Here is a 20,228-nt window from a genome sequence, read left to right as displayed (position 1 = left end):
ATGTCATATTGGAATAATGCCGCCTTCCGCGCGGCGCTCATGGGCTCCGTGGCTGCCGTGGTCATGGTGGCGCAGCCGGCAGCCGCACAGACCAAAACCTTCAATATTCCGGCGCAGGACGCCGCCAGCGCCATACCGGCCTTTGTCAAACAATCGGGGCTGCAGGTCCTGGCTACGGCCGACGATCTGCAGGGGGTGCGCACCAATGCCGTTTCCGGCAGCCTGAGCAATGACGCGGCGCTGGCGCAGCTCATCGCCAATACCGGCCTCACCGTGAAGACAAATGACGGCGCCTCCGCCGTGGTGGTGCGCGCCGCCACCGCCGAGGCCATGGCCAGCGATGCCGCTGCCGAGGCTCCCGCCGATCCACAGGAAGTCGTCGTAGTCGGCGTGCGCAAGTCCCTGCGCGATGCGCTGGATGTCAAGCGCCGCAATACAGGCATTGTCGAAGCCATTTCCTCGAAGGACATCGGCGCCCTGCCGGACGTCACCATCGCCGAAACCCTGAACCGCCTGCCGGGCGTCACCGCTACCCGCGACCGCGGCAATGACAGCCAGGCCTCGATCCGGGGCTTGGGCGCCCGGATGGTGCTGGGCACGGTCAATGGCCGCGAAGTCGCCTCCTCGGAACCGGACCGCAATGTGCGCTGGGAAGTCTATCCGTCGGAAGTCGTGTCCGGCGCCTCGGTTTACAAGTCCTCGGAAGCAAAGCTGATCTCCGGCGGTATCTCCGGCACGGTCGACCTGCAGACCATCCGTCCACTCGACTACAAGGGGCCATCCTTCGTGCTGCGCGCCGGACCGGTCTATTATGATGGCGGCTCGGCCTTCCCGAACTATGACGGCCTGGGCTATCGCGCCTCGGCCTCGCTGGTCCATCGCTTCTCTGACCAGTTTGCCGCCGTCTTCGGCCTGACCTCGCAGGTCCAGAAGAACGGCTATGAATCCGTGCAGGGCTGGGGTTACAATTCCGGCGCTGACAATGGCGCGGTATTGGCCGGCGATACGACCAAATATAACACGCCCTGGGGGGCTCAGGCCGAGGCGAAGCGCCTGAAGGAATCGCGCTTCGGGGCTTCGCTCGGCCTGCAGTTCAAGCCGAGCGATAATTTCCAGCTCAGCTATGACCTGCTCTATTCCGACATCAAGATCAATGAGCTGCAGGACCAGGCCTGGTATGGCGATGGCGCCTGGGGCAACTGGGATGGCGGAAACCTGAGCAACTATGTCGATGGCGCGACGGCTTCGGGCAGCGATCCGGTCATCAACAGCAATGGCGATGTGGTGGCGGCCTCGGTGGCCTGGGCCGGAGATAAATCCGTCGTGGCCCGCTATACCGAGGACAAGACCCTGATCGTGCAGGGGCTGAACGGCAAGTGGACGAGCGAACACTGGACGGTTTCGGCCGATGCCTCCTATTCCAAGGCGCAGCGCTATAACCTGTGGGCCGCCACCGAATTCCAGTACTGGCCCAGCCTGATGACCTATGATTTCCGCGACAAGCCGGTGATCACGGTCTCCTCGTCGCCGGAAGACAACACCCAGAGCGTCGCCAATGGCCAGACCTCGCTTGGCGCCGTCACCGACGAACTGAGCGCGGTGCATCTCGATTTCGAGCGTCACCTCGACAGCGGTCTTTTCAAGAGCATCCTGTTCGGCGCGCGGGCATCCGACCGCACCAAGGCGCTGGGCTCGCTCGATGGCACGGTCTCGCCGATCGTCAGCACCGTGCCTGACTATCTGCTGACGTCCTACAGCTTCAAGAACTTCAATATCCCGACCATCCTGACCGGCAATTTCGGCGCGCTGGCGACCCATCTTTACGGCACTTCGTTCGATATCGATCCGAAGACCACGCCGATTACCGACCGGGTCAAGGAAAAGGTCTCCGAAGCCTATCTCGAAGGCACCTACGCCACCACGATCGGCGGCATTCCGGTGGACGGCAATATCGGTGTGCGCGTCGTCGATGTCGACGCCACCTCGGACGGCACCTCGACCGTGGCCGGCAACTGGATCGAAAGTCCGGCGGGCAGCGGCAACTGGGTGCAGGAAATGGTCACGACACCGGTCAGCGGCGGCACCAGCTATACCAAGGTCCTGCCCTCGGCCACGGCGCGTCTCGATTTCGGCAATGGTCAGTACCTGAAGCTTTCGGCCGCCAAGGTCATTTCGCGCCCGCCGCTCAACGACATGATCATTACGCGCCAGATTTCCTCCAGCGCGCCCTATACCGGTTCGTCGGGTAATCCGTACCTGAAGCCGTTCGAGGCCAACCAGCTCGATATCTCTTACGAGAACTACTTTAACAAGGACGCCCTGTTCGCCGTCAGCGTCTATCACAAGCAGGTCGAGAACTTTGTCGGCTATTCGTCGCGCCAGGAAACGATCAACGGCAATGTCTATACCCTGACCTCGCCGGTGAATTCGGACAAGGGCGGCCGTATCGACGGCGTGGAACTGACCTACCAGTCCTCATTCGGCTTTGTCGGGCTCGATCATTTCGGCGTCTATTCCAACTACGCCTATGTCGATTCCGATCTGACGGAAATGTCCAACGACCTGCCGCTGAACGGCCTGGCCAAGAATACCGCCACGCTGGACTTCTGGTATTCCGATCATGGCATCGATGCCCGCCTGGGCACCAAGTACCACGATACCTATACGGCCATCTATGGCTGGGACGATTCACAGCTGATCCGCGTGCGTCCGGAAACGACCATGGACTTCTCGATCAGCTACCAGATCAACCCGATCGTCCAGGTCCGCTTCCAGGCCAACAACCTGCTGGATACGCCGTTGCGTACCTATAACGACAACGAGAAGGACCGCCTGGGCCGCTATGACCTCTATGGCAAGCGTTACCTGCTGGACTTCACGGTGAAGTACTAGGGAAGATTCCCCACCACCACGCCCATGAAGAATGGGCGCAGCTGAGATGCGGTGGTGGGGTCTCTTGCTTTCTTAAAATCTATTCCATGGCCAGCCCTTGACCTCATCAGGTGCTGGCCATCATTGTATCTGCAAATCACGAGGAAACCGCCATGCTTGATCTGAATCGCCGCCATCTGCTGGCCGGAACCGCCGCTACATTCGTCGCCGTTCAGGCCGGGACATCGCAGGCGCAGGTCCAGACGGCGGCGCAAGACCAACGTCGCACCCGCTTTGATACCGGCTGGCGCTTCGCCTTCGGGCACCTCTACGATGTGGAAAAGGATTTCGGCTATGGCGGTGATCTGCGCACCTATGCCAAACAGGGCATAGACGCCACGCCGGTGGCCAAGGCGGACTACGATGACTCGCAGTGGCGGCCGGTCACCCTGCCGCACGATTGGGCGGTGGAACTGCCCTTCGTGCACAAGGCGCCGAAAACGCCACTCAAGCCGGACGATCACGGCGCGGTCTGGGACCCGGCCGCCAATCACGGTTACAAACCGCTCGGACGCGATTATCCGGAAACCAGCGTCGGCTGGTACCGCAAGACATTCACGCTCGATGCCGCCGATAAAGGCAAGCGTATCTCGCTGGAATTCGACGGCGTATTCCGCGACGCCATGGTGGTGATCAACGGTTATATCGTGAAGCGCAATGACAGCGGCTATACGCCCTTCCGCGTCGAACTGAACGATTTCCTCAATACGGATGATACGCCCAATACGGTGCTGGTGCGCGTCGATGCGTCCCTGGGCGAGGGCTGGTTTTACGAAGGCGCCGGCATCTATCGCCATGTCTGGCTGGTTAAGACCGATCCGGTGCATATTCCGCAATATGGCGTCTGCGTGCGCGCCAAGGCGGATGGTACGGTCGAGGTGACGACCACGGTGCGTAATGACAGTGGCGAAACAAAAACAGTTACTTTGAACAGTAACATCTATTTCACTCCCATCGATACGCCAGTGTTGGCTTTCAGCGACTTGGTGCTTCCGCCTTTCAGCGAGCAGGTGATTAGTCAAACACACACGATCAAAGCCCCTAAGCTATGGGCAATTGATACACCGGCGCTTTACTTTGCAGATGCATCGATATGGCAAGGCAGCGAGCATATTGATCAGGTCATCACCCGCTTCGGTTTCCGCGATATCAAGTTCGATGCGCAAACCGGCTTCTTCCTCAACGGCAAGTCCGTCAAGCTGAAGGGCACCTGCAATCACCAGGATCATGCCGGGGTCGGCGCGGCCATACCGGACGCCCTGCAACGCTGGCGCCTGCAACAGCTGAAAGACATGGGCTGCAACGCCTATCGCGCTTCGCACAATCCGCCGACGCCGGAGCTGCTCGATCTGTGCGACGAGATGGGCATTCTGGTCATCGACGAAACCCGCATGATGACTTCGTCGCCGGAAGGGCTGGCGCAGCTGGAAACCCTGATCCGCCGCGACCGCAATCACCCCTCGGTCATCCTGTGGTCGATCGGCAATGAGGAGCCGCAGCAGGGCACCGCGCGCGGCGCCCATATCGCCCGCACCATGAAGCGTCTGTGCAATGACCTGGACCCGACACGCCTGATTACCGCCGCCATGGATAATGGTTATGGCGAAGGCATCACCGAGGTGATCGATGTCATCGGCTTCAACTATCGTGACCAACTGATCGACGGCTTCCACGACAAGTTCCCCAACAAGCCGATCATCGGCACCGAGACGGCCTCGACGGTCTCGACGCGTGGTGAATATATCAAGGATGACGCCGCCCATATCGTGCCGGCCTATGACACGACCGCGCCGTGGTGGGCGAGCACCGCTGAGGGCTGGTGGCCGCATTTCGACGCCAAGCCCTATATCGCCGGCGGCTTTATCTGGACTGGTTTCGATTATCGCGGCGAGCCGACGCCCTATAGCGAATGGCCGTCGATTTCGTCACAGTTCGGCGCGCTCGATACCTGCGGCTTCCCGAAGGACAACTACTATTATTACCGCGCCTGGTGGCGGCCGGAACCGTTGCTGCATCTCTTTCCGCACTGGAATTGGGCCAAAGAAGATGGAAGCAAGGAAGGCAAGGACATTTCCGTCTGGGCACATTCGAATGCCGACGAGGTCGAACTGTTCGTCAACGGCAAATCGGCGGGTCGCAAAACTGTCACAAAGGATTTCCACGTCGAATGGACCGTGCCGTACCAGCCCGGAAAGATCGAAGCCTTCGCCTATAAGGCCGGCAAGGTCATCCTGAAGGACAGGCGCGAAACGGCAGGCGCGCCGGCGAAGATTATCCTGACCACCGACCGCACAACACTTGCCAATGACGGCATGGACTGCACGGTCATCAAGGCCGAGGTGTTCGACGCCAAGGGCCGTCCGGTTCCGAAGGTGAATAATCTGATCCAATTCGTCGTCTCCGGTCCCGGCGCGGTCATCGGCGTCGGCAATGGCAATCCGAACAGCCATGAAGCCGATAAGGCATCGCAGCGCCAGGCGTTCAATGGCCTATGCTGCGCTATCGTGCAGGTTACGGGCGCAGGCGGGATTACAGTCACCGCCACGGCGGATGGGCTGGCCAGCGGCAAGGTGGTGCTAAAGTCGGCCTAGTCCTGGTAGTTCGGCGCCTGGTCGCCCCACAGTCTTTTCAGGGCGCCGGGGCGGCCGCAGCCGACGACATAGGCATCGTAATGCGCCTTATGTGTCTGCCAGTAATGCTGATGATAGTCTTCGGCCGGATAGAAGGGCAGGCCGGTCTGGGTCGATTTGACCACCAGCGTATAGATCGGCTTGTTCAATTGCTTGCCGACGGCGATCTTTGAATTGACCGCCGCGGCATATTGCGCCTCCGAGAAGGTGAAGATGGCCGTGCGGTAATTGTCACCGCCATCGCAGATGACGCGGGCCCTGGTCGTCGGATCTGTTGAGTGCCAGTAGGTGTCGAGCAGTTGCTGATAGCTGACCTGGTCCGGGTCGTAGGTCACTTCCACCGCTTCGACATGGCCGGTCGTGTGGCTGATGACGTCCTCATAGGTGGGATTTTTCACCGATCCGCCCATGAAGCCGGCGCGCGTATTGGTGACGCCCTTCACATGGTCGAAGGCCTTCTGCGTGCTCCAGAAACATCCGCCGCCAAAAACCGCCACCTGTGGTGCGGCCGCCATAGCGTTGCCGGCAAAACTGAAGGCCAGCAGGCTCGTCACAAACAATCGTCTCAACATGTTTATCTCCTACACTGGCCAATCAAACGGGCCAATCAAGCGGGCCAATCAAGCGGGAATGAACTTCAGGGCCACGCCATTGTTGCAATAGCGCTTGCCGGTCGGGCGCGGACCGTCATCGAACAGGTGCCCCTGATGACCGCCGCAGCGCGCGCAGTGATATTCGGTACGCGGAATGCCGATCTTGAAATCGCTCTTGGTTTGCAGATGGCCGGGCAGGGCGCTGAAGAAGCTTGGCCAGCCTGTCATCGAATCGTACTTGGTGTCGGAACTGAACAGCGGCAGATCGCAGCCCAGGCAAACAAAGGTGCCTTTGCGGTGTTCATTGAGCAGGGGGCTGGTGAAGGCGCGCTCCGTGGCCTCATGGCGCAGCACTTCATACGAGGCGGGCGGCAGACGCTTTTTCCACTCGGCGTCGCTGAGGGTAAGGGGCGTAACGGTCTCGGCCTCGCTGCGCGAGCAGGCGGCGGCGAACAGGCCCATTCCGGTAAGGCAGAGAAAATGACGGCGTAGCATGTGACACTCCGTGGCAGCTTTCTCACTTATACGCTGAAATCGTCCATCCGGTTACATGAGGAAATGTCATCGCCCAGGAGGCGAAAACTGTGACCTTTATAACGCACCGGCCGGCCATCTGATTTGTAAATAGCCCATAAAGATGGGCGTCACATAAGTGTCAAATCACCTACACGCGACTGTCATGAAGCGCGCCTAATGCGCCGTGCGTGGCCCTGGCTGTTCGGGGACCAGAAAATTACAAGCACACGCACAAGGTAATTTCATCATGAAAAAATCCCTCGTCATCGGCGCTGCCGCCGCCGCTCTCGCGATGGTCGCCGCTGCCTCCGGCGCCTCGGCCCAGAGCTGGACCGACAACACCTCCGTTTCCGGCCGTATCTATGCCGACTTCACCAACCTGACGACCAAGACGGATGGCACCCAGACCGGCACTTCGAACGGCACGGGCTTCGACGTGACGCGCTTCTACATCGGCGTCGATCACAAGTTCACCGACATCTGGGCCATGAACCTCACGACCGACATGGGCTATAACTCCGGCACCAGCAACGTCGAAGTCTTCGTGAAGAAGGCCTACCTGCAAGGCACCTTCAACCCGGCCCTGATCGTCCGCGTCGGTTCGGCCGACATGCCGTGGATCCCCTATGTTGAGGATCTCTATGGCTACCGCTACGTTGAAAAGACCATGATCGACCGCAAGTCCTACGGCAACTCGGCCGACTGGGGCATCCACGCGCTCGGCAAGCTGGGCCCGAACTTCTCCTACGCCGTGTCGGCCGTTAACGGCGGTGGCTACAAGAACCCGACCCGTTCGAAGGGCATGGACGTTGAAGGCCGCGTGTCGGCCAAGTTCGGTCAGTGGAACTTCGGTCTGGGCGGCTATACCGGCAAGCTCGGCAAGGAAACCTATGGCACCACGACTTATCATGACGCCGAGCGTCTTGATGCCGTCGCGGCCTTCACCGGCGACCGCCTGAAGGTGGGCGTTGAATACTTCAACGCCAACGACTACACCCAGGTCCTGTCCGCCGACTCCGACAAAGCCAACGGCACCTCGCTCTTCGCCTCCTATCGCCTGAACCCGGCCTACACCGTCTTCGGCCGTGTCGAACAGGTCAATCCGTCGGAAACCCTCGCGACCGACAAGAAGGATGAGTACTACAACCTCGGCGTTTCCTACACCGCCTTCAAGGGTGTCGACTTCTCGCTGGCTCTGAAGCACGACGAAAACAGCACCGGCGGCGGTCACAAGACGGTCTCCGACGAGATCGGTATCTGGTCGCAACTGCGCTACTAAGAAGCCTTACGGAACAGGCTGTTGCGATGCGGCAGCCTGTTTCTGTGACACTTGTCTTTTTAAATTCCGCTGGCTGTAACAAAACTGTCGTAAAAAGACGATAGAGCATCTGAACAGCCCGCACACATCCCTTCCCAAGGAGATACGCATGTTCAAGTTTCTGAAAGTGGCCCTGGCTGCTGCCGTGATGACCGCTTCGGTCGGCACCGCCGCGATGGCCGCCGATTCCATCTCGGGCGCCGGCGCCACCTTCCCGGCCCCGCTCTACGCCAAGTGGGCTGAAGGCTACAAGCGCACCACCGGTGTTGCGCTGAACTACCAAGCCATCGGTTCCGGCGGCGGCATCAAGCAAATCAAGGCGAAGACCGTTGATTTCGGCGCCTCCGACAAGCCGCTGACCCCGGATGAACTGGCCGCCGCCGGCCTCTACCAGTTCCCGACCGTCATCGGCGGCGTGGTTCCGGCCATCAACATCCCGGGCGTTCCGACCGGTAAGCTGAAGCTGCCGGGCGCCGTTCTGGCCGACATCTTCCAGGGCAAGATCACCATGTGGAATGATCCGGCCATCACCAAGTGGAACGCCGGCCTGAACCTGCCTGCCACCCCGATCACCGTCGTTCACCGTTCGGACGGTTCCGGCACCACCTTCCTGTTCACCTCTTACCTCGGCATCGCTTCGGCTGACTGGAAGCAAGCCGTAGGCGCTTCCGACGCCGTTGAATGGCCGACGGGCGTGGGTGGTAAGGGTAACGACGGCGTTGCCGCCCTCGTTCGCCAGACCAGCGGTTCGATCGGTTACGTTGAATACGCCTACGTCATGAAGACCGGCATTGCCTATGCCCTGGTCGCTTCGAAGGACGCCACCTGGCCGATGCCGACCGCCGCCAACTTCAAGGCCGCGACCGCTGGCGCCGACTGGGCTCACGCCCCCGGCAACTACCTGCTGGTCCTGAACCAGCCGGGCGCCAATGCCTGGCCGATCACCGGCGCCACCTTCATCCTGATGTACAAGGATCAAGCCAACGCCGCCAAGGCCGCCGAAGTTCTGAAGTTCTTCGATTACGGCTACAAGGCTGGCGACTTCAACGCCAACGACCTCTTCTACGTGCCGCTGCCGGCCACGGTGAAGAACATGGTCCGCAAGCAATGGGCTGACAACATCAAGTCGAACGGCGCTGCGGTCTACAACTCGCCGAACAAGTAAGGCCAGGACTGCCTGACTGACAAGGAAGGCGAGGTTGCCCAAAAGGTCGCACCTCGCCTTCTCTTGTGTCTAACTCTCGCAGCTCCTATAGCTGCACCACGAAGATGAACCCAGGACCAGATTATGTCTGCTGAAACCAAGTCGCCACGCTTCGATCCGACCGATCCCATCTTTCGCTGGGTCTCGTTCGGCGCCGCCACCCTGCTGCTGGTGGTTCTGGGCGGACTGATCGCCTCCCTGGTTTATGGCGGCTGGCCGGCGCTTTCGAAGTTTGGCCTGGAATTCTTTCTGAAGTTCAAGGACTGCCCGGCCGGTCACGGCGGCCATTTCTGCATCGATACGCCGTGGAATCCGGTCACCGATGTCTACAGCGCCACCGCGCCGATCGTCGGTACGATCGTCTCGTCCTTCCTGGCCCTGCTGTTCGCCCTGCCTATCGCGATTGGCGTCGCGGTCTTCCTCACCCAGTTCTGTCCGCGCTATCTCGCTCAGCCCCTGTCGACCGCGGTCGAGCTGCTGGCCGGTATCCCCTCCATCGTCTACGGCATGTGGGGCCTGTTCGTTTTCGCCCCCTGGTTCGCCAAGACCGTCCAGATGCCGCTGATGATCGCGACCTCGCAGGACCCGACCTCCTGGATGGCCAAGCTGTTCGCCGGCATTCCCAACGGCGCCAACCTTTTCACCGCCGCCATCATACTGGCGATCATGGTGCTGCCCTACATGGCCTCGGTGTTCCGCGAACTGTTCCGCTCCATTCCGGCCCAGGTGCGCGAAGCGGCCTTTGGCGTCGGCGCCACGCCGTTTGAAGTCACCACCTCGGTTATCATTCCCTACGTCAAGCAGGGTATGATCGGCGTGATCATGCTGGGTCTGGGCCGCGCGCTGGGTGAGACCATGGCGGTTACCTTCATCATCGGCAATTCGCACCGCTTCCCGAAATCGCTGTTCGACTCGTCCTCGACCATCGCCTCGACCATCGCCAATGAGTTTGCCGAAGCCACCTCCGACCTGCATACCTCAGCTCTGGTGGCGCTGGGCCTGATCCTTTTCCTGATTACCTTCACCGTGCTGGCGATTGCGCGCTGGCTCCTGTCCACTCAGCGTTACTAGGAGAGACACGTATGGACCGCGCGCTTCGTCGTAAAATCGCCAACTACGTTTTCATCGGTCTGTGCCTGATCGGCACGGCCATCGCCCTCGGTGCCCTGGCCCTGATCCTGTGGTCGCTGTTCACACAGGGCATCGGCGGGATGAGCCTGAAGATCTTCACCATGGATACGCCGGCCGCCGGCTCGGAAGGCGGCTTGCGCAACGCCATTGTCGGCTCCATCCTGATGTGTGGTGTCGGCATGATCATCGCCGTCGTGGTCGGTATCCTGGCCGGCACCTGGCTGGCGGAAATTGGTGGCGACACGACCTATGGCCACATCGTCCGCTTCCTGAATGACGTGCTGTTGTCGGCGCCCTCCATCCTGATCGGCCTGTTCGTCTACGAATTGCTGGTTTTCAAGAGCAATCCCCTGTCGCTGGGGCACTTCTCCGGCTGGGCGGGCGCCATCGCCCTGGCCATCCTCGCCACGCCGATCGTGACGCGCACCACGGAAGACATCCTGAACCTGCAGCCCAATGCCCTGCGCGAAGCCGGTATGGCACTCGGCGCCTCGCAGTTCACCACCATCCGCTCCATCATCTGGAAGGCGGCGGGTTCGGGTCTCCTGACCGGCGGCCTGCTGGGCTTCGCCCGTATCTCCGGTGAAACCGCGCCGCTGCTGTTCACCGCGCTTGGCAACCAGTTCTACAACGGCGACCTGAGCCAGCCCATGGCCAGCCTGCCGGTCACCATGTTCAACTTCGCGCTGACGCCTTACGAAGACCTCAACAAGCTGGCCTGGGCCGGCGCGCTCCTGGTTGCCATCGCGGTGCTGGGTGTCAATATCCTCGGTCGCTGGCTCGCCCGTGACAAGAATGCCGGCCACTAATCCCTTATTGCTCATCAACTGAGAACAGTCATGACAACCGATACGACCTCCCCGGACTTCAAAAGCGTCATCGTACCGCCGCCCGAAGGCAGCCTCGTGCTTGAGGTCAAGAAGCTGAACTTCTTCTATGGCCAGCACCAGTCGCTGTTCGGCGTCGACCTGCCGGTGAAGAAGAACGCCATCACGGCCCTGATCGGTCCGTCGGGTTGCGGCAAGTCGACCCTGCTGCGCACGATCAACCGCATCTATGACCTCTATCCGGGACAGCGCGCCGAGGGCGAGATCCTGTTCGAGGGCGACAACATCATCGGCTCGAATGTCGACGTGACGGCCCTGCGCGCACGTATCGGCATGGTTTTCCAGAAGCCGACACCGTTCCCGATGTCGATCTACGACAACGTCGCTTTCGGCGTGCGTCTGCACAGCTCGAAGTCCAAGTCGGAACTGGATGAGCTGGTGGAAAGCTCGCTGCGTAAGGCGGCCCTGTGGGACGAAGTGAAGGACAAGCTCAACAAGTCCGGCCTGGGTCTTTCCGGCGGTCAGCAGCAGCGCCTCTGCGTGGCGCGCGGCATCGCGGTCAATCCGGAAATCCTGCTGCTCGACGAACCGGCCTCGGCGCTCGACCCGATCTCGACCGCCAAGCTGGAAGACACGCTGGAAGAGCTGAAGAGCGACTACACCATCGTCATCGTGACGCACAACCTGCAGCAGGCCGCGCGTCTGTCGAACTATACGGGTTTCATGTTCCTCGGGAAGATGGTCGAGTTTGGCCCGACCGAAGAGCTGTTTGTCAAGCCGAAGGTCGACAAGACCGGTGACTATATCGGTGGCCGCTTCGGCTGATGATTTATGGGGCGTGGGGGGCTCTTGCATCGCTAAACCCCACAAATCTTGTCCTGTTCAATAGAAAAACCCGGCCCTTAAAGGCCGGGTTTTTCTATTGAACGAGAGAAGACTTGGGCCGCCCGCCGCATGGCTCTGGGCGTTCGTCGCGGAAATCGAGACATTTGGTCTCGATTTCATAAGGTTTGCCATGCGGCAAACCTTCGCTTCTCCCCCCCCAAACCCCATTCGTCAATGCACGTACAATGTCCGCGCATCGCTGTCGAAGGTCGTGCCATCCGTGCGCGTGACGCGAATGCTCAGCCTGTGCTCACCCGACTTCAGCGAGCCTTCCGGGAACTTGAAGTCATATTGCAGCTTCGGCCAGTTGGGATCGTATTTCAGCAGGTCCGGCACGCGGAATTCCTTCGGATCGAGACCGTAACGGGCGCGCGTCACCACCTCGCCATCGATCAGCACATCCACTGCCGTGACCCCTTTCGGATCGGCGGCCGCACCGTGATAATTGCCGGTATCGTTGGAGCTGAGGAAGGCGCCGCGCTCCGGATGGGCGATGTAGGCCTGCGGGAAGAAGGCGCAGGGCGCGCCGGAAATATCCGTCAGCGGATGCACCCTGACCCGTGCCGTATAGAAATCGACGGCCATCTTGTAGGGCGGCAGGGCAACCGCGCGGAACGGCTCGATCTCCTCGAAGTTCTGGCAGAGCTTCGTGTACATCGCCGTCTTGTCGGCCTCGTGATAGATGTAGGACGGCTCCAGCATGGCCAGCATCACGCCTTTGCCAGCCTGCTTTTGCAGCAGAGCGGACATGTCCAGACCCCACTTGTGGCGCGCCACCACGAAGCGCGTCAGCTCATCGTTCGGATCGTCGAGCGTGTAGAAGCGGCGGTGACTGTCATTGGCGCCGGGGAATTCCATGTGGACAGCGCTCATATGGCTGTTGGCGGCCCAGGCGATATCCGGACCGAAGCGTTCTTTGGCGCGGGCATCGGCGGCGGCGATATCAGGCTCCAACAATGACCAGTTTTCGTTCTTGAGGATATTGTGTTCGCGTACGGTATAGGGCAGCTCCGCCGAGTGGACGAAGGCCCACTGATAGGCGGTGCCGGTAATGCCTATGCCCAGCGCGATCAGCGGCGATGTGGCGATGATCGCCATGCGCAGGTAACGCCGGCCCAGGGTCGTGGCCCGGCTCATGAAGTTTTCCAGCAGATCCGGTACGAAGGGCAGCAGCGGAATAAAGGCCATGAAGGGCCAGTGCGGCATGATCTTCTTGTTGAAGATGGTCTGCACGCCGTAGAAGACGAGGATGACGACAAACTGCCAGGCCAGCAGGCTTTCGGGTTTGTCGCGATCGCGGGTCAGGCCGTTTTTCGCCGCCACCACCATGGCCGTGAAGAAGACCGGCGTTCCCATGGCGAACTGGGTTTCAAGATAGCTGAAGACGCGTCCGGGATCGGGTTTGAACTGCGGGCGGTTCAGCACATGGAACTGGATGGCGGGCCAGTCATTGAGCGCGTTGTATATCAGCGAGGGCAGGAGGCCGAGCAAGGCGACACCGGCGGTGATCCAGACGCCGGGTTTTGTCCAGAGCCTGCGGCCCTGGGCATTGGCCAGCATGAAGACGACGACGGCCAGGCCAGGCGCCAGGAAACGGAAATGGACCAGCAGGCCTAACGCCGCGCAGGCGCCGGTCAGTACCCACCATTTCACCTTATCCTGCTGAATCGCCCGGATCAGACAGCCCAGCATCAGGGCCATCAGCACCTGCAGCGCGCCTTCGGGATAGAAGACTGTGCCATTGAGCGTCAAAGGGGGCAGGAGCAGGGCGATCATCGCCGCCCACAAGGCATTGCGATGGCTGACCAGAGGGGTGGCCATGAAATAGATGGCGAAAGGCATCGCGGTGGCTATGGCTAATGATACGATGCGCAGAGGCAGGACGTGCCAGCCGAAGATCGATATCACCAGCCGCGCCAACCAGGGGAAGCCGGCCGGAATATCGGGATAGCCGAGATCGAAATAGGCGCCGGAAACGACGAAATGGCCTTCTTCCCAGATGACATGGCTGATCAGGGCGACATAGAATTTCCATGCCAGCAGAAGGGCACCCAGGACAAAGGTGGCGCGGATCAGGCTTTTGTCGTCGCCCAGAAAGGGCTTTTGCGGTGCAAGCAGCGGACGCTCGCCATGCAGATCGTAGAATTCGGCCATAAAATCTCCCCAGTCAGGTGTGACTATAGCGGGCCTTGGGGAGCGGGGTAAAGACCCTAACCCCCAACCAGCTCACGCGTGGCATTGGAGACGGTGTAGTCGGCGGCCATGCGGACATCGCGCAGGTGTCGCACCCGACGGATGGATTCTTCGTAAAGCGGGTGGGCCTTATAGGCGCGGAAGTCTTCGATCGTGGCGAATTCACCATAGACCACCACGTCGATATCGTTGGCAATCTGGTCGATCTTTTCGTTGAAGGCGATTTCCAGCACGGCAGCGTGTTCGATCTGAGTCAGGACGGAGAGGCCGCGATAGATGGCTTCGCGATCCGCTTCATTCGGGCTGGAAAACATAACGATGTGACGGATCATAGGGGAACTTTTCGTAACAAATCGAACGATCCCGTTCCCTTAAACCGTGAGGCCTATCCGTCAAGGGCCGATTTGCCGCAGGGCGTTATTCCCCGGTAAATCCCTCGGCATGGCCGCAGGTGCGGTCATGGACGTGAGCGGGGCGATGATAGAGGTAGTTGCAGGTGTGGCCGGCGGCGATCAGCAGGGCGCCGATGACGCTCATCGCCACCTCGATGTCGTTAAGCGCGGGGATAAAGGCCGCGGCCGCCAGCAGGATCAGGCCTGCAACGATAGGCAGGGAAATCTGCCACTTGCGCCAGACATGCGAGGCACGGATGGCCCACAGACTGATCGGCGCGGCCGTCAGCACCAGGGCGGCGTGGACCCAGCTGCCGGTAAAGGGCGTCAGGGCCGGCAACAGCACGACCAGGAAGGGCAGGGCCAGGCAATGCACCACGCACAGGGCGGAAAGCGCCAGCGAGGCAATATCGAGCCATTTTTTCTTCAGGTCGGGCATGGTCAGTGGTACCGTAGGCCGGCGGAAACGCCGTGACCTGCAGATATGTTATATTGTAACTTTTTGCAAGGCCGGTTACGAAATAAATTATCAGGAGGGGCAGGTGATCGCATTTGCCGGGATCGAAAAACGAGCCGCGGAGCGCAAGGGCGAACTGACGCCATTATTGCTGAATCCCTTGCCCGAAAAGACGTTGGTTGCCATTCCGGATGACCGCTGGTTGTCGCAGATGGCGCGTTGCATTTTCGAAGCCGGGTTCAACTGGGATCTGATTGACAAGCGCTGGCCGCAGTTCGAAACGGCCTTCCAGGGTTTCGATATCACCCGCTGGGTCTTCATGTCGGATGACGATCTCGACCACCTGCTGAAGACACCGGGTCTGGTCGCCAATGCCCAGAAGATCAGATCGGTGGGGGATAATGCCCGCTTCATTTCCGATATCGGCAAGACTCATGGCTCGGCCAGCGCCTGGTTTGCCTCATGGCCGCCGGAACGCTATTTCGAACTGTGCCTGGAACTGAAGGCGCGCGGCTCGCGTCTCGGCGGTGTCACGGGGCAGCGCATGATGCGGCGCATGGGCCTCGATGCCCTGATCCTGACCCCGACCGTGATCAGGGCCCTGAACCACTGGGGTGTGATCGAGGGCGAGCCGACGTCGAAAAAGGCGCTGGCTGAGCTGCAGAAGGTCATCGATGGCTGGCGTGAGGAGTCGGATTGCGGCCTGACCCAGATTAGTCAGATTCTCGCCTGGTCGGTGGATTAAGCAGATACCAAAATAAGACCTTGCGTATTTAATAAATCAATTTTAGTTATTGCGCCAATCCGGACCACACGGACATTGGGAGAGTATCAGCATGAATGCGCAACAGCGGCTGGCGGACCTGCGCGCCGAACATGAGGCCCTGCTTGCGGAGGCCAATGCCCCGCAACCCCGTTCCAATGGAGTGTATCAGCGCTGGCAGTATCCGGTCATCACCGCCGCCCATGTGCCGCTGAAATGGCGCTACGATTTCAACCCGCAGACCAACCCCTTCATGATGGAGCGGATGGGCATCAATGCCACCTTCAATGCCGGGGCAATGAAGTGGCAGGGTAAATATGTGGTCGTCGTCCGTGTTGAGGGCGATGACCGCAAGTCGTTCTTCGCCATCGCTGAAAGCACCAACGGCGTCGATGGATTCCGTTTCTGGCCGAAGCCCGTGGTGCTGCCGCAGACAGAAGACCCTGACACCAATGTCTATGATATGCGTTTGACGCAGCATGAAGACGGCTGGATCTATGGCCTCTTCTGCACCGAACGCAAGGATCTGAGCTTGCCAGATGACCTGTCGGCGGCGACAGCGCAATGCGGCATTGCCCGCACGAAAGATCTGGTTGCCTGGGAGCGCCTGCCGGACCTGATTACCCACTCCGGACAGCAGCGCAATGTGGTGCTGCATCCAGAGTTTGTTAACGGCAAATACGCCTTCTATACCCGCCCGCAGGATGGCTTTATCTCGGTCGGTTCCGGCGGTGGTATCGGCTGGGGCCTATGCGATGAGATCACCAGGGCGGTGATCGACAAGGAAGTTATCGTCGATAACAAGGCCTATCACACCATCAAGGAAATCAAGAACGGCCAGGGACCGGCGCCGATCAAAACGCCGGAAGGCTGGCTGCATCTGGCCCATGGTGTGCGCAATACGGCGGCGGGCTTGCGCTATACCCTCTACATGTTCATGACAGCGCTCAAAGAACCGTGGCGGATCATCCATGCGCCAGGCGGGCATTTCATCGCGCCGCAGGGCGAGGAGCGGGTCGGCGATGTGTCGAATGTCACCTTCTCGAACGGCTGGATCGCCGATGCGGATGGCCAGGTGTTCATCTATTACGCCTCGTCGGATACGCGCCTGCATGTGGCGACCTCGACCGTGGCGCAGCTCATCGATTACTGCAAACATACGCCCGCCGATCCGCTGACCTCGGCGGCCTGCGTGCAGCAGCGCATCGACCTGATAGAGCGCAATGAAGCCTATTTGGCGGCCAAATGAGCCTGCGTGAAGAAGCCCGCGCGGAAGGCCTGCGTCTGCTCGACTGGTGGGCGCGCCATCTGGTCGATGATCGCGGTGGCTTTTACGGCGAGGTCGATGGCGATGACCGGCCGGTGCCGGCGGCGTCGAAAAGCATTATCCTCAATACCCGCCTGCTGTGGTTTTTCAGCGCCATGGCCGGCTGGTCGGGCGATGTGCGCGCGGCCGGGCTGGCACAACGCGCGGCAGACTATATTCACGCCCATTTTTATGATTCTGAGCAGGGCGGCCTCTATTGGTTACTGACGGCGGATGGCCGGCCCGAAGACACACGCAAGCAGGCCTATGCCCAGGCCTTCGCGGTCTATGCCTTTGCCGAATATCATCACGCCACCGGCGATGCGGCCGCACTCGCCTTCGCGTGCGACCTGCAGGCCCTGATCGAAGCCAGATACTGGGACGTGGCACACGGCGGCTATATCGAGGCGCTGGATCGCAACTGGACTCCGCCGGCCGATCAGCGCCTGTCCGACAAGGACCTCGATGCGCCCAAGACGATGAACACCCACCTGCATGTTCTGGAGGCCTATGGCCGTCTGCATATGGTGGCGCCGACGGACGAGACGGAAGCGGCCCTGCGCCGTATCCTGACCGTATTCCTCGATCGCTTTGCCGGGCCGGACGGCCATCTGCGGCTGTTCTTCGATATGGCGTGGCGCGACCTGACGCGCTCGGTTTCCTACGGCCATGATATCGAGGCCAGCTGGCTCATCTGGGAGGCCGCTGAAGCTTTGGGTGATAAGGCCTTGCTGGCGCGGGCGCGGCCGGTGGTGCTGGCCCTGGCGGAAACGGCGCGGCGCGAAGGCATGAACGCGGCCGGCGCCCTGGCTTATGAAAAGGGCTTCGATGGCCATCTCGATCCGGATGGCGAATGGTGGGAGCAGGCCGAGGCCTTGGTCGGCTTTGTCAATGCCTGGCAGATGACCGGCGAGGACGGCTGGCGGGCAGCTGCCGAAACGATCTGGGACTATACCCGGGCGCAGTATGGCGTAGGCAGCAAGACCGAATGGACCTGGTATGCGACCTCGGCGCGGCGGGCAAAAATCTATAAGGCGGGCCAGTGGAAGTGCCCGTATCATAACGGGCGGGCGATGATTGAACTCCATCGCCGGCTTCGATAATATCAAGGGGACTGGGGCAGCGAATGAACTTACAGCCAATCGACCTCGCCATTATCGCCGGCTATCTTTTGCTGACCGTAGGCCTCGGCTTCTGGGTGGCGAAACTGTCTTCCGGCAGTATCCAGAGCTATTTTCTTGCGGGGAATAAACTGCCGTGGTGGGTGCTGGGGCTTTCCAATGCCTCAGGCATGTTCGATGTCGCCGGCACCATGTGGATGGTCGGCCTGCTGGTCGTCTACGGGCTGAAATCGGTGTTCATTCCGTGGCTGTGGCCGGTGTTCAATCAGGTCTTTCTGATGGCCTTCCTCGCTATCTGGCTGCGGCGCTCCGGCAAGCTGACCGGCGCCGAATGGATCAGCTTCCGTTTCGGCGAAGATGTCGGCGCGCGCGCCTCTCACCTGATCAATGTCGTCTACGCCCTGATCATGGTGGTGGGGATGCTGGCCTTCGGCTTCCTCGGTATCGGCAAACTGGCGGCGGAGTTTATCCCCTACAAGTTCTCCGCCGACCCGATGATCAACGACAAGATCTACGGCCTGATCGTCGTGGCCCTGACCACAGTCTATTCGGTGAAGGGCGGCATGTATTCAGTGGTGATGACCGAGATCCTCCAGTTCTTTATCAAACTGGTAGTGTGCATCGCCATCGCCTGGATCGCCATGTCGCTGGTGACGCCGGAGATGATCCATGCCCTGGTGCCAAAAGGCTGGGGCGATATCGGCTTCGGCTGGCAGCTGAATCTGGACTGGGCCGGCATGGCGCGTACCGTGGCGCCCGACCAGAAGGTGGTGGCGGATACAGCGGTCTCGGTGATTTCCAAGGAAGGCTATTCGGCCTTTGGCATCTTCTTCATTCTGATGACCTTCCAGGGCGTGCTCAAGGCCATGTCTGGGCCGGCGCCGAACTATGACATGCAGCGTCTGCTGTCCGCCAAGTCGCCCACCGAAGCCGCCAAGATATCCGGCTTCGTCAATGTGGTGCTGCTGTTCCCGCGCTATCTGATGATCGCCGGCATGGCGGTTCTGGCCCTGTGTTTCATCGGTCCGAAATGGACGGAAATGCAGGCAGCGGCTGCGGCTTCCGGTCACGCTTTCAGCGGCGACATCGATTCTATCCTGCCGTGGGTGATCCGCAACTATATGCCGCCGGGCCTGATGGGGCTGGCTCTGGCGGGGATGCTGTCGGCCTTCATGGCCACCTATTCGGCCTCGCTCAATGCGGCGCCGGCCTATGTGGTCAATGATATCTATCGCAAATATATCCGCCCCGATGCGCCACAAAAGCGTCTGGTGCAGTTGAGCTACGCCACCTCCCTGACCTTCGCCGTGCTCGGCGCGCTGATCGGCTGGCAACTGACCTCGATCGACGGCATTGTCGCCTGGATCACCACGGGGCTCTATGGCGGATACACGGTCGCCAACGTCATCAAGTGGTACTGGTGGCGGCTGAACGGCACGGGCTATGCGGCCTCCATGGCGCTGGGCGTGGCCGTGGCCATGTGGATGGCGGTGTGGAAAGACCCGGTCACCGGTCAGGCGATCAATGCGCTGGCGGCGTTTCCGTGGCTGCTGCTGGCCTGTCTGGCGGCGGCGGTACTTGGGTCTTACGTGACCAAACCGACCGATATGACCGCGCTCAAGCTGTTCTACAAAAAGACCCGGCCGTGGGGTTTCTGGCGGCCGGTTCTGGACGCCCTGCGCGCTGATGAACCAGAGGCCCAACCCAATCGTGACTTCTGGCGCGACATGTTCAACTCGCTGACGGGCGTGGTGTGGCAGACGGCGATTACCGCCTCGGCCATCTTCCTGATCATCCGCGAAATGGAACGGTTCTGGCTGGCCCTGGGGCTCGTGGTGCTGTGTTCGGTGGTGATGAAGTTCACCTGGTGGGACAAGATGCGCGACGAGCCGGCTTAAAGAAGATACCCCACCACCTTGGTGAGGAGAGGGACCGCATAAAGCCGAAGGTTGAGATGTGGT

16 protein-coding genes are annotated in these 20,228 nt (G+C 60.5%); 11 read left to right on the top strand and 5 right to left on the bottom strand.

The window, feature by feature from the left end; all coding sequences use genetic code 11:
* Complete coding sequence (locus tag QM647_RS03520; protein ID WP_414994086.1) at positions 1-2,892, top strand: TonB-dependent receptor; 2,892 nt, start codon at positions 1-3, stop codon at positions 2,890-2,892.
* A gap of 152 nt (positions 2,893-3,044) precedes the next feature.
* Positions 3,045-5,522 (top strand): beta-galactosidase GalA, encoded by a 2,478-nt coding sequence (gene galA, locus QM647_RS03515; RefSeq protein WP_414994085.1) that lies wholly within the window; start codon positions 3,045-3,047, stop codon positions 5,520-5,522.
* Here galA and msrA read toward each other — a convergent pair.
* On the bottom strand, positions 5,519-6,133 hold the full coding sequence (msrA, locus tag QM647_RS03510; protein WP_414994084.1) for a peptide-methionine (S)-S-oxide reductase MsrA: 615 nt from the start codon (positions 6,131-6,133) through the stop codon (positions 5,519-5,521). The genes galA and msrA overlap by 4 nt on opposite strands.
* 48 nt (positions 6,134-6,181) lie before the next feature.
* Entirely contained in the window at positions 6,182-6,649 is a 468-nt protein-coding gene (gene msrB, locus QM647_RS03505) for a peptide-methionine (R)-S-oxide reductase MsrB (protein ID WP_414994083.1), read from the bottom strand.
* A gap of 268 nt (positions 6,650-6,917) precedes the next feature.
* On the opposite strand from msrB, the gene QM647_RS03500 reads away from it, so the two are divergent.
* The 5 genes from QM647_RS03500 (at position 6,918) to pstB (ending at position 11,975) form a co-directional block, all read left to right on the top strand.
* Positions 6,918-7,949: a hypothetical protein gene (locus tag QM647_RS03500; RefSeq protein WP_414994082.1), complete on the top strand. Its 1,032-nt coding sequence runs from the start codon at positions 6,918-6,920 to the stop codon at positions 7,947-7,949.
* 148 nt (positions 7,950-8,097) lie between these two features.
* Positions 8,098-9,153, top strand: a complete 1,056-nt coding sequence (gene pstS / locus QM647_RS03495; protein WP_414994081.1) for a phosphate ABC transporter substrate-binding protein PstS — start codon at positions 8,098-8,100, stop codon at positions 9,151-9,153.
* Between the two features lie 123 nt (positions 9,154-9,276).
* Positions 9,277-10,263, top strand: coding sequence for a phosphate ABC transporter permease subunit PstC (gene pstC, locus QM647_RS03490; protein WP_414994080.1), 987 nt, complete (start codon positions 9,277-9,279; stop codon positions 10,261-10,263).
* Between the two features lie 11 nt (positions 10,264-10,274).
* Positions 10,275-11,132: a phosphate ABC transporter permease PstA gene (pstA, locus tag QM647_RS03485; RefSeq protein WP_414994079.1), complete on the top strand. Its 858-nt coding sequence runs from the start codon at positions 10,275-10,277 to the stop codon at positions 11,130-11,132.
* Between the two features lie 30 nt (positions 11,133-11,162).
* Positions 11,163-11,975 (top strand): phosphate ABC transporter ATP-binding protein PstB, encoded by an 813-nt coding sequence (gene pstB, locus QM647_RS03480; RefSeq protein WP_414994078.1) that lies wholly within the window; start codon positions 11,163-11,165, stop codon positions 11,973-11,975.
* Positions 11,976-12,206: 231 nt separating this feature from the next.
* Here pstB and QM647_RS03475 read toward each other — a convergent pair whose 3' ends face one another.
* From QM647_RS03475 to QM647_RS03465, 3 genes are all read right to left on the bottom strand, one after another.
* Positions 12,207-14,189 (bottom strand): ArnT family glycosyltransferase, encoded by a 1,983-nt coding sequence (locus tag QM647_RS03475; protein ID WP_414994077.1) that lies wholly within the window; start codon positions 14,187-14,189, stop codon positions 12,207-12,209.
* A gap of 56 nt (positions 14,190-14,245) precedes the next feature.
* A complete protein-coding gene (locus QM647_RS03470) occupies positions 14,246-14,560 on the bottom strand; it encodes a Dabb family protein (RefSeq protein WP_414994076.1) in 315 nt (104 codons plus the stop codon).
* An 85-nt stretch (positions 14,561-14,645) separates the two neighbouring features.
* On the bottom strand, positions 14,646-15,059 hold the full coding sequence (locus tag QM647_RS03465) for a MerC domain-containing protein (RefSeq protein ID WP_414994075.1): 414 nt from the start codon (positions 15,057-15,059) through the stop codon (positions 14,646-14,648).
* A gap of 103 nt (positions 15,060-15,162) precedes the next feature.
* Here QM647_RS03465 and QM647_RS03460 point away from each other — a divergent pair, with 103 nt between their 5' ends.
* The 4 genes from QM647_RS03460 (at position 15,163) to QM647_RS03445 (ending at position 20,165) form a co-directional block, all read left to right on the top strand.
* Complete coding sequence (locus QM647_RS03460; protein WP_414994074.1) at positions 15,163-15,822, top strand: DNA-3-methyladenine glycosylase I; 660 nt, start codon at positions 15,163-15,165, stop codon at positions 15,820-15,822.
* 91 nt (positions 15,823-15,913) lie between these two features.
* On the top strand, positions 15,914-17,089 hold the full coding sequence (locus QM647_RS03455) for a glycosidase (RefSeq protein ID WP_414994073.1): 1,176 nt from the start codon (positions 15,914-15,916) through the stop codon (positions 17,087-17,089).
* Positions 17,086-18,249: an AGE family epimerase/isomerase gene (locus tag QM647_RS03450; protein ID WP_414994072.1), complete on the top strand. Its 1,164-nt coding sequence runs from the start codon at positions 17,086-17,088 to the stop codon at positions 18,247-18,249. The genes QM647_RS03455 and QM647_RS03450 overlap by 4 nt, the downstream gene beginning before the upstream one ends.
* Before the next feature lie 23 nt (positions 18,250-18,272).
* The gene (locus QM647_RS03445; RefSeq protein ID WP_414994071.1) at positions 18,273-20,165 is read left to right on the top strand and encodes a sodium:solute symporter family protein; all 1,893 of its coding nucleotides are present in this window, start codon (positions 18,273-18,275) and stop codon (positions 20,163-20,165) included.
* The last annotated feature ends 63 nt before the right edge of the window (positions 20,166-20,228 follow it).

The organism is Asticcacaulis sp., assembly GCF_047605585.1.
Lineage (GTDB): Bacteria > Pseudomonadota > Alphaproteobacteria > Caulobacterales > Caulobacteraceae > Asticcacaulis.
The sequence above is the reverse complement of the archived record's forward strand: the minus strand, read 5'-3'. Positions and strand labels throughout refer to the sequence as shown.